The organism is Paenibacillus maysiensis, from assembly GCF_000520815.1.
GTDB lineage: Bacteria > Bacillota > Bacilli > Paenibacillales > Paenibacillaceae > Paenibacillus > Paenibacillus maysiensis.
Genome location: NZ_ASRY01000187.1, coordinates 1 through 11,699, shown reverse-complemented (window position 1 = coordinate 11,699; position 11,699 = coordinate 1). Strand labels below are relative to the sequence as shown.

The 11,699-nt window shown below is 36.3% G+C and carries 7 protein-coding genes and 3 pseudogenes; 3 read left to right on the top strand and 7 right to left on the bottom strand.

Annotation, left to right across the window (positions count from 1 at the left end; genetic code table 11):
• Positions 1-48: 48 nt before the first annotated feature.
• The 4 genes and pseudogenes from L696_RS0112850 to L696_RS32735 all read right to left on the bottom strand — a co-directional run bounded on the left by L696_RS0112850 (position 49) and on the right by L696_RS32735 (position 3,202).
• A complete protein-coding gene (locus tag L696_RS0112850; protein WP_025683992.1) occupies positions 49-1,194 on the bottom strand; it encodes a hypothetical protein in 1,146 nt (381 codons plus the stop codon).
• Between the two features lie 436 nt (positions 1,195-1,630).
• Complete coding sequence (locus tag L696_RS0112845) at positions 1,631-1,906, bottom strand: hypothetical protein (RefSeq protein ID WP_025683991.1); 276 nt, start codon at positions 1,904-1,906, stop codon at positions 1,631-1,633.
• A 150-nt stretch (positions 1,907-2,056) separates the two neighbouring features.
• Positions 2,057-2,466, bottom strand: a pseudogene (locus tag L696_RS31950) (LysE family translocator).
• Positions 2,412-3,202: pseudogene (locus L696_RS32735) on the bottom strand (IS5 family transposase). The pseudogenes L696_RS31950 and L696_RS32735 overlap by 55 nt, the downstream one beginning before the upstream one ends.
• Before the next feature lie 63 nt (positions 3,203-3,265).
• On the opposite strand from L696_RS32735, the gene L696_RS0112830 reads away from it, so the two are divergent.
• Entirely contained in the window at positions 3,266-4,006 is a 741-nt protein-coding gene (locus L696_RS0112830; protein ID WP_025683989.1) for a hypothetical protein, read from the top strand.
• 740 nt (positions 4,007-4,746) lie between these two features.
• Here L696_RS0112830 and L696_RS0112825 read toward each other — a convergent pair.
• Positions 4,747-6,015, bottom strand: a complete 1,269-nt coding sequence (locus L696_RS0112825) for a DNA polymerase IV (RefSeq protein ID WP_025683988.1) — start codon at positions 6,013-6,015, stop codon at positions 4,747-4,749.
• Positions 6,016-6,560: 545 nt separating this feature from the next.
• Here L696_RS0112825 and L696_RS0112820 point away from each other — a divergent pair.
• On the top strand, positions 6,561-8,660 hold the full coding sequence (locus tag L696_RS0112820) for an AAA family ATPase (RefSeq protein WP_025683987.1): 2,100 nt from the start codon (positions 6,561-6,563) through the stop codon (positions 8,658-8,660).
• The gene (locus tag L696_RS0112815; protein WP_025683986.1) at positions 8,645-10,732 is read left to right on the top strand and encodes a UvrD-helicase domain-containing protein; all 2,088 of its coding nucleotides are present in this window, start codon (positions 8,645-8,647) and stop codon (positions 10,730-10,732) included. The genes L696_RS0112820 and L696_RS0112815 overlap by 16 nt, the downstream gene beginning before the upstream one ends.
• Positions 10,733-10,840: 108 nt before the next feature.
• Here the strand turns inward: L696_RS0112815 and L696_RS29545 are convergent.
• Positions 10,841-11,101 (bottom strand): annotated as a pseudogene (locus L696_RS29545) (IS3 family transposase); the annotation flags it as partial.
• A gap of 18 nt (positions 11,102-11,119) precedes the next feature.
• Positions 11,120-11,699: IS3 family transposase (locus tag L696_RS0112810; RefSeq protein ID WP_025683985.1), on the bottom strand; the 580-nt coding region annotated here is incomplete at its 5' end.

Here is an 11,699-nt window from a genome sequence, read left to right as displayed (position 1 = left end):
TCCACACTTTGGTGCAATAAATTTTCATAGTAGTTGAACATTACATATTTAACTATTTATAAAGTTTTTCAAATCATTTTCTATAAAGTGATTTGGTTTCCATCCTTTTATTAGCTTATCTACTAAAAATGTATCTACCGCACTCAATGAAATTCCTAATAAAGTGCCAGCTCCTGAACCACCTACTGTATCAATAAGTAAACCTGCACCTGTAAACAGCCCAAACCTGATTGTTTTAGATGGTAATTTCTCAGCCCAAGTATTTGCATTATTAGCATTAAAGTATTCCTGTATTAAATTAGCTTCTGGGGGTAAATCACCAATAAACTCCTTGAATTTTCTACTATTTTCATATATAGATATATACTCTGAAAAAGTCTTTTCTCCGGAATTCAAAACTCCTCTAACATTTCCAGTTTTCAGTACAAAATTATTAAATGTTTCTATACTATTACTTCCACTAACGATTTTGTTATAAAGGGAATCAAATCTGTTCGCAATTAAGATAGAAGATGATGGACTTAATTGGAAATCCGATGAGTACTTTGACCATACTTCAAAGCTAGAAAAAGTCGAAAAATAACTTCCTAGAAATGAGAGAGGGTCAATTATTTCTTTACTAATATTATGTTCTAATTCATATCTTTTTGAAAGAGCATCATCTTCTATGACGTGTAATTTTAACTTAATATCTTTTGGAAGTTTCTTTAGAAGTAAAGGATTGGTCTTTATAAGGAAATTTTCTAAGTAATTTATGATTTGTTCTTCAGATTCCATTTCTTCTGCATACTTTTTTGTTGTTTCAAAATAAATACCATCTTTACTCATTAATCTGTAAAGTCTTCTTGCCAAAGGTAAGTCTGTAAAATGCCCATTAGGACTATTCAACCCGCCTTTTTCCCACAAGTAATCTAAGTATGGGTCTACATCATCTTCATCCATTGAGGTAAACATTATTTCTGTTTTATCATCGTGGTGGAAAGTTCTAGTAACTGGTACAACCCAGAAATACACTAATTCAATATTTTCTTTATGTTCTTCTAAAAATGAAATAAATTCAGCGGGATGGACTTGTGAAAACAAACGATTTAACAGATTCTCATTGACTATTATTTTTACCTTATCATAAAAAATTGCTTTCTCTGCTATTGTCCCTAAATCGCAATCACTAGAAACACATATACTTTCAAACATTGCACCAACCTCCATATAATCACCATGGTATAATCTACCATCTACTAATCTGCTGCATTAATTCAAGTACATTTCTTCACAATCCATATAGTAATTTTAACATACAGACTCAATAATAAATCACTCCCCCCTTATGAGGGATCAATATTTTTTACAAGGCTACAACCATACTAGTTATTGAAGTCTCATGGTTAACCTATCTGTCCGTTAGCTTAATGATTCATCGTCAGTCTAATACTTTATTTTTATCAAACATCTGCAAGCTACAGCTTGCGGCTGACCGATGCGGAAATATTAAAAATATTAGCTTGCGTCAAGTAAACGGATAATGAAAAAACTCTATGTGAATGGTTTGACCATTTGCATAGAGTTTTTTTGGAATTTTGCGTTTAACAGCGGTCCTAGGACGCGCAACCACTGTCAAAGGAAGTGGTTTTCAGGTGAGTAGCTTTTGAGATTGAAATAACATCTTCATTTCTTCGAGGGATTCTTCCATTCCACGAATTACCCATTCATTCGCAAGGTCCCAAATTCCTTCCGCTGTAAAAGCATTTTTATAAATAATAGAAAGATCATCCGTTTGTTGTACTTTACTACATTCATTAATGTGTTGCATTAATATATGTGACAGACCAGCTTTGTACATGGCAGAAATTTCGTTGCACATACTGAGGAGGTGTTGAAAAATCTCAACAGTATTCTTTCGTTCCATATTGAACTCCTCTTAATGTAGGTGTACAATTTTTTATTATATAATGTAAGCTCCATCCGATCAAGAAAGCCTTAAGTTGAACTCCATCCTAGCAAATAAAAAATCCCGAACCATTGAGTATGGTAAGGGATTTTCCTTAACTGGGGGAATTCAGGGTCTTTTTTCTAAAGCAAGCTTAATTCCAAAGCCTATAAAAACAAGTCCAGTTACTCTTTGAATAGCACGCTGTACTGAGGGTCTTTCCATCCAGGAACGAATGTAGCCAATTAAAGTCACATAGCTTAGTGACCATATAATAGTTACAACTGTATAAGTAAGCCCCATAATAAGGAATTGTATAATGTAGTATTTAAAAATTGTGGAAAAAACGTCATGAACAATATAGCCACTTTAGGATTGAGCAGGTCTGTCAAAAAACCTTGTAGATATGGAGATTTATTCTTATATCTCGATTTCCGATCCTCACCGGAAGATTCTTTGTTCTTTCTAGGGCGTGTCTTCAAACTCAAGCAAGCCAAATCATAATGGCTGCCAAGGCAAAAAAAGACTTGAATGTACACGCTAATTTATCATAACGAGTCGCTAAACGACGATAATTTTTTACTTTATTAAAGAAGCATTCCACCAAATGACGCTCCTTGTAGACATCCCGATCATATGTTGGGATCACTCGGCGATTTTTCTTTCCGGGAATCACCGGTACGGCCTGTTGTACCTTCAAAAAGGTCCGAATGACATTCGTATCATACGCTCGGTCAGCTAAAACTTGCTTCCGGGTCAGTTTCATGCTTTTAAGGATGTTGAAACCTTGGACGGAGTCATGTGCTTCGCCTCCGGTCAAGTCGAAGCGAAGTGGATTCCCTAATGCGTCAACTACCGCATGAATTTTCGTGCTTAATCCACCTCGGGAACGTCCGATCGCTTGCTTGCTTTGCCCCCTTTTGCGCCTGATCCATGCTTGTGAACTCGCACAATCGTGGCGTCAATCATCACGCTTTCCTCGTCAGGATCTAGGGAAACATGCTTTAACACTTCATCCCAAATACCCGCTTTCTGCCAGCGTCGAAAGCGGGTGTAGACGGATTTCCAATTGGGGAAGTGGTCTGGTAGATCACACCAAGGGGCACCTGAACGAGCCACCCATAGCATCGCGTTTAATATGATTCGATTGTCCACTGCGGGACGTCCTCCTTGTGGTTTTCGTTCAGGTGGAAACAAATCTTGATTAGCAGCCATTGCCTCTCGCGAATTTCGTATCGTGTATTCATTTAATATAATTAACCTATGTATTACCATTTAATCAGTTTGAAGACACGCCCTAGTTATATACTAATAATACTTTAAAAGGTGGAATATTAATTGACTGTGTATCACTCTTTAGAATATTACTTAAGGATAGGCTACTTACCTATTTTAGATAGATATCAATTAAAAGATATCAATTCTGAATATGGTTGTTTTATTGGTTTAGACGTGTGCCTTCCACTTTATGAAGTATTGAAGATGGATGCTCAAAGTTTAGAAGTTACGTGGAATAGGGTTAATACTTATGTTACTAATGCATTTGGAATTATTACTGATGAGTATGGTGAAGAACTTGAAATTGAAGGGGCAGGAAAATTAAGGGATGTTGACAGAGAGATTATTCATGAGATTAAGTATCAATTAAAAACACCTCCTGCTGCTTGCTATCCTATTTATTTTATATCTGTTGGTGATGATCAGGATGAAGAAATAGTATATATCGGAAAGACTTCTTCAAAAACTCATCGTTTCTTAAGTGGCCATAGTACAGCACTAAAACTTCATGCACCTGTGTATGAGGGGCTTTCTAAACATATATATTTTGGGACAGTTGTCTTCTTAGATGATGGAAAAAATTATATGCCTTTAGAATTTATACAACCAATTGAGGATGCTAAAAGCCTTTTGAGTAGTTTAGAAGCTGGTTTAATCTATGAGCTAAAACCTGAATTAAATACAACGTACAGAAATAAGAACTATGCACGTTTTGATATGTTAGTAAATATCGAAAACCATTCAAGTAGATCAAATTTTTTAAAAAATGAACAAGTTCTTATTCAAACTTATTTTTCTTAAAATACTAGGTTGCTAAATTGTAAACTTTAGCTTCATCGAACAACCTTGCACCAAGTCTTGGAGCGGTAATCGCTTGGAGTCATATGTTTGAGATAAATGAAGGAAAAAGCGAGAACGTATAGAAAACTATACCTGTTCAGCTGATAACGTATCTTCCAAAACAAGCGTTTTTTATAGAATTGTACAGCAATTTGAGAAATCGGGGTAGCTTCTTTATAGGAGGAGATTTGAGTTATAGTACTAATTTAGATCGTGATAAAAATGGAGTTACAAGCGAGAAATAATAATCTATAAAACAACTCTCGAAAAGAGTTGATTTTAATTCTAAAGGTTCATTTTGAGGAAATCAGGATAATGAGTTGGATATACTTTATGATTTCCTCTTAATTAATTGTTTACTTATAATGCCCGTCAATTATCATGGATCTCTCCAGGCCTGCCCGGCGTGATGTCAGAGGAGGCTCTTGCGATTACGGCATCCGCTGTATTACACAATATCACCTGCATATCTTATACCAAACAAAAGCCCGGCGTTCCGGGCTTTATGTAGGCATATGTAACGAGAAAATACAAGTGTGCCTACATAAAGCAACTGGTCACCTAAAGTTGAAAGGTATTTTAATCCTGTCTTACAAATTGGGGGGGCAGTCGTGATTTCATCGGATAAATCAGGGGCTTATTCCAATGTCTATTCTAAGAGGTGCACTTCAGGTGATCGGCTGTTGTTTATGTCCTGCGTTTCACTTATAATGCCCCCCAATTTTTAAAGATCTTTCCAAAGCCTGCCCAGCCTGCATCAAGGAGGAGGCTCTTATGATTGACGCGCTGCCATAACGATCCTTGATGCTGTCCGTGACTTTCTCTAAAGAACGTGCTCGCTCCTGATCTTCAAAAAAGGAAAGCTGATACGTCTCCGCGTTCGTCAAACCGCTCAGGCTGACGCCCAGGCGTCTCACTGGCATATGGTCCCAGAATTTATAGAAGATCTCCTTTACGGCTTTGTAAATTTTATTCGTATTGTTGGTTGGATCGGACAGCTTCATCTGGCGCGAAAATCCGGTCGGCGCCTCATAAGGGCTGCACATGCAGCCGACAGTAACAACAGACCCCATATATCCTTTGCGTCGACTGTCCCGGCACACCTCTTCTGTGAGCTCCAGCAGGATGGTCTCGATCTCGTGCGGCTCCTGATAGTCCTTAGGCAAGGTCATCATATGGCCGACAGACTTCTGAGGGGTACTGAACGTATACGGAGCGACGGGGCTGTCGTCCAGGCCGTTGGCGGTTCTCCACATTACTTCAGCCTGAATGTCGGACTGCTTGCCGAAATGGGCGCGGAATTTGCGCTTCAGCTCCGGCAGCGGTGTTCTGGCGATATCCCCTATAGTGGTCATCCCGAGCCGTGCGAAATGGGCCGTCATGCGCGAGCCCACGCCAAACATTTTATTCACCGGCTGCGACCATAGCAACTGCTCGACATCTGTCTTGAGAAGTGTAAAAATGCCATTCTTGTTCTTTTTGGCCCATATATCGGTTGCAATTTTGGCAAGAATTTTGTTTGAACTAATCCCAATCCTAACCCAGACTCCGGTCTGCAAAAGAACCTTTTCTTGGATTTCCTTTGCAATATCTAAAGGGTCACCAAATATTTTTAAACTTTTAGAAATATCTAAAAACTGTTCATCTATACTAAATACCTCGACCAGATCGGTGTACTCCTTGTATATATCCGTAATTGCCAAGGAGACATCGATATAATATTTCATACGGGGACGGACAATTACAAGTTCAGGACACTTCTTGAGAGCTTCACCGAGCCGTTCTGCTGTAGACACCCCGAAACTTTTTGCTATAGGACATGCGGCCAAGATAATCCCGGATCTGCGTGCCGGATCTCCAGCCACTACAAGTGGTTTATTTTTATACTCCGAGTGGGAAGCTTTTTCTACGCTGGCATAAAAGGACTGGCAATCTGCTAGAAAAATTGCCCGCTCATTTATATTAGTCATACTGTATCCTCCAATAAGCTAATATGTATTCTTGTATTATTATAAACCGAACATACATTCTGTAGACAAGGTAATTGTTGGGGCTTAAATTTAGAAGAGAAAAAAGGTAACAGCATAAGGGGATGCCAAATATGTCTTTGCTGTTTTCAAGAGCTTGGATTCAGTAATTTCCAAGTTGTTTGAATGAATTATTAAGGCTAGTTCTTCATATAACATCAATATTCAAACAAGTGAGATGTTAATTGTTTAGATTAAAAAGACGATATTATTTGGTATAACATAATCAGCAAATCTGAATTTATTCAATAAGATAAAGACCTATATTTATCCCAGTGATATTAAAGGGGGGGATAGGGTTCTTATTGAACCAAGCTATTCGTCAGTTCTAATGTACCGTTTGCATGCAACGACAAAAGTTACTTGGAGCAGCTTAACTAAGGAAACGAAATTACAGAAATTTATTGAAACAGAATTTGAGTTAGTAAATTGTAAGTACATTCCGAATATTTAAGTGTCTTGATTTTCTATACCTTGGGGGTTGAGCAATGAAGCTAGTTGATGTTGAAGTTAGAAATTATCGAATGCTCTACGATCTAACGATAAAGAACAGTGTCCGCATTGATAAACAAACCACAGTAATTGTAGGGAAAAATAATTCAGGGAAAACTTCTTTTACACATATTTTCGAGCTTTTTCTCAAATCTGGGAAATTTGAATGGTCTGATTTTTCCTCTGCATGTCACTTGGAATTCAAAAAAATATTTAATGAGTATCTTTCGTCTAAGAATCAAGGGAAAGAAAAAGAGTTTGCAGAAATCAATTGTAAAGATGTTCCATCAATACAAATGATGTTAACGATTGAGTATAGTGACCAAGATAACTGGAGTAATATTAGACCTCTATTAACTTCCCTAGATGCCTCCAATCAGGTTCAGATTTTATTCTCTTATGCGTTGGAACAAGCCGACGCTTTCTTCGAGCATGTGTACAAAGAGCATATCAAAGATCCAGAGAAAGATATTATTGAATATATAAGCCACCTGCACCATTTGTACTATAAATATACAATCCGTCCGTATGCCGAGGATGTCCAAACTTCCACCGTAAGTCTTCAAGATATAAAAAAAATTATTGGTACAGCTTTTATCGCTGCGCAAAGAGAAGTTGACGACGGGAATTCAAAAGGAAATTCTAAGCTATCCAACGTATTTCAGAGAGAATATAAAAATCGGTCATTGAAGTCTACAGAAATCAACAAAGAAGAAAGGGAAATGGATAATTTAAATAAAGAGGTTTCCAAGGCTAACAGCGAGATCGACGAGAAGCTGGATGCTTTCTTTAATGAATTTATTAGTTCTTACGCCGCGTTTGGTTATCCGAATATAGAAGATTCAACACTTATTCTAAAGTCTAATATGTCTATCACCAATGTATTCCAGGGCATTAAGCTATTCTATAAAGATAACGATCACTTGCTACCAGAGAAATACAATGGGCTCGGATACAGTAATTTAATCTACATTATTTCAGAAATACTTAGTTTTAAGTCATCAATTCAAGAAAACGGAACTGATTTAAATTTAATCTTTATTGAAGAGCCTGAGGCTCATATGCATCCACAGTTACAAAGTATTCTTATTCAACGAGTCAATGCTTTCTTGGAGGCAAACCAGATTCAAGCACAAGTTATTATTACCACACACTCCTCGCATATAGTTTCCAATTCGAACTTTGAAAGTATTCGTTATTTTTTGAGGAATAATAGACATGTTGTTGTAAAAGATATGATGAAATTTTCTGTAAAAGATAAAGACACAATAAAAGACGAAGAAGATACTGAATATGATATTGATACGCTTCAATTTTTAAAGAGATATATTACTTTGGTTAAATGCGATATGTTTTTCGCTGATAAAGTTATAATGATTGAAGGGCTCTGCGAGCGATTGCTCATGCCCATGTTTCTTGAGAAAGTGGATGTCATAATAAAATCTTCGCAATTACCTCTCAAAATTCTATCTGAACAATATATATCAGTAATAGAAGTTAGTGGTGCATATATGCATAAATTTAAAGAGTTTATTGAATTCTTAGAGGTGAAAACCCTTATCATCACGGATATAGATTGTTGCATGCGTACAGAGGTAAAGAAAGAGGGCATCACACAATACAATCAAGATGGATCAATAAAAACAAGACTTAAAAAATGTGAAGTTCAAGAGAATAAACTAGCAGATCTGGTAACAACCAACCCAACGTTAAAGGAGTGGTTGCCAGGTTTTGTCTCAATCAAAGAGTTGCTTGATATGGAACAAAATAAAAAACAGCAAGGAAACGTTGCGGTTTCATATCAGAATAATGTACTTATAACAGAAAATAAAGTTAAGTGCGGTCGAACGTTTGAAGAAGCCTTTCTGATTGATAATGCATTGTTTATTTTTCAAAATAAAGATCGATTAAGCAGTATTTCTAAGTTTATTCGCCACTTTACTGATGGACAAGCTATATTGGATAATTCCTATTCTATTTATGAGCATATAGATGAAAGGGATAAGAAATCTAATTTTGCATTTGATTTAATGTATTTGAAGGATTGGAATGTTCCATCATATATTAAGGAGGGACTTCTTTGGTTAGCGATGTAGTGGAGCAAGTGTGCTCCTGTATTGATAAGGGAGAAAGTTTTATCATCGAAGCAGGCGCAGGAAGCGGTAAAACATGGACTTTAGTGCAGGCTCTACATTACATTATACAAAAAAAAGAAATCGAGTATCGGAAACGAAATAAAAAAATAGCTTGTATTACGTACACCAACGTGGCTAAGGAAGAAATCATAAGCAGAATAAATGGGAATGAAATGGTTGAGGTTAAAACCATTCATGATTTTCTTTGGGGAATGATAGAGCCTTTTCAAAAAGAGCTTAAGCGCGAGTTTATCGCTTATCTTGAGACCAAACTTCAAAAAAATAAAGAAGTCATGGAAACTTCTAGTGAAAAAACCCAGAAGTATAAGAATGCTAAAGCAGATAGTGAAAAACAGATAGAGCGTATCGAATCATTGCATAAGTTTCATGACAAAATACAATACAAAGATAATGCTAATTATAGAAAGGGAATTATTTCACATGATGTTATGCTTCAATTAAGTATTCAAATTTTGGAAAAGAATTCGATGATAAAGAAAATTGTTCAAGACGCTTATCCAATCATCTTTATAGATGAATATCAAGATACTAAAGAGGTTGTAGCAAAAGTTTTTCTAGAAGATATTAAACCTCATACCTCTATATTGTTCGGACTGTTTGGGGATTATTATCAACAAATATACAATGGATCAATAGGGAAAATAGATCACGTGCAATATGAATTTAAGCCAATCATAAAACGTGAAAATTATAGGTCATCAGCAGAAGTTATAAGTATTCTAAATAAATTGAGAAAAGATAATTTGGAGCAAGAACCATCCGGCGATAACAAGAACGGGAGGTGTCTCTTTTATTATATTAATGATAGGCAACTTGACGTAGAACTCTTTAATAAAGAACAGTTAAGAAGTGATCTTTCTATTAGCTCATCGGATGAACTGAAGAAATTATTTTTGGTGACCAAAGCGATCGCTAAGAAAAACAATTATTTGGAGTTACATGAGCTGTATGATGAAGAAGAAACTATAAGATATAAAATTGGTCAGATTAAATTAGGTTTTATTGATAAGCTTCGAAAAGAAACTCGTGAAGATCAAGAACTCTCAAGACTTATTTTTGAAATGCTCCCGAAAGATGTTCAAGAGTCTATTGATAAGGGTAGCCTTAAAAGCACTGATGAGAAGTTTATTAAGGAATTTAACACTAGTATAGTGAAGAACAAAAACTTTCATAAGCTGGAACTATTTAAGGAAGTTGTGAAGCAGTTTGAGGACGATATGAAAATTGAAATCATTAATCGTCGATTATTAGAGATAAGCTTCCCTGGATTGTTTTCTAAATATGGTCTTGCAGACAGAAGGGCCAAAAACAAAGATATGCTGCTTAAAAATTCTACAAACAGAGATTGTATCTTTGCAAATTTTTTATTTGATATTGAAGAACTAATTGAATTATTCCAACAAAACAAGATTCAACTTTTTTTGAAAAAAACATCCTTTGAGCTGAATAACACTCAGGACAAGGTAATATTATACGATCTTATGCAACGATTGATTGAAATTGCAGATATTGAAAAGGTTTCTGTTATATTTGATTTTGTTAACAAGAATCGTCTTCTTGTATATTCAAAGAAATTAGAAGAATACATTAAAAATGATTTAATGAAAGATTCATTCTTTTACGATTTGATGGATCTGGAATATGGCCAATTCCGGCGTTTGTATTATACCGTTAAAGAAACATCACCTTTTTCCACAAATCATGGAACAAAAGGTGCTGAGTTTAACAATGTAGTATGCTTTATTGACGATAATGATTGGAGTTCTTATAGTTTGGACAAATACCTTGAAGGAATGGATATTATAGGGGATGTCAATACGAATAATTTTGATATTCAAACTCGAACAAGGAATTTGTTCTACGTCATTTGTTCACGTGCAAAATACAATCTGGCTATTGTCGTTTTATCTGAACTGTCAAAGAGCAGTATTCGGGAAGCGAAATTGTTATTTGGAGAAGAAAATTTCATAAGCACATACGACCAGAAAAAAATGGTATCCCTTTTTCCATAAAAAAATTTTCAATTTCTGCCCCATTAGCCCTATTGATAAGGGAGCTACCTATAAAAGCTCAATGGATAACCATCATGGTAGTATTTCTGGAAAACATTCAGCAAAACACTAAAAACCACTGATCATGAAGTGACCCCATAAAGTTAGACAGGTTATATCATTGGCAACTTGTTGGGCATGAGTTCGGTACTGTACCGGACTCATGCCTTTTAGTTTTGCCTTAATTCGCTTGTTATTGTAATAATCGATGTATATTGATAACTCTTGTTTAAAATGTGCGATACTTTCGAATTCCATTAAATACAGAAATTCAGATTTCATGATGCCGAAAAAGTTCTCGATGACGGGATTGTCGTAGCAGTTACCTTTTGGATTGTCAACAGTAAATCAAACAACTTTTTTAAGGGCTGCAAGGCGATACTGAATAGGCGTCATATAGCCTAAAGTTCCATGAATGCGATGTTTGTTAAACCAGTTGACATAATCATATAATTCCAGTTCCAGATGACGAAGGCTCTGAAAGTTCATCTGGTTCACGAACTCTGTTTTCATGATTTTATAAGTGGCTTCGGCCACGGCATTGTCATATGGACAGCCTTTCTTACTCAGTGATCGACCGATTTCAAATGTCTCTAAAAGCTCATCCATCTTTTGATTTTTAAACTCGCTCCCACGGTCGGTATGAAACCACTGAATCTGACTCAGATCGCCTTTCACGGTCGCAAAGGCGCGGGAAACCAGTGCTGCATCCTTATGGGGACCAACACTATGGCCAATAATTTCTCGATTGAACAGATCGAGGAGCACACAAATATAGTGCCACTCGTTCCGGACTTTGACATAGGTTAGATCACTGACCACCACACGTTTGCTTTCCGTTTGATTGAACTCGCGGTTCAGTATATTAGCTGGAGCCGCTTCATTACAAGCGGTTTTATGGGGCTTATATTGTGCCACCGTGTAGGTG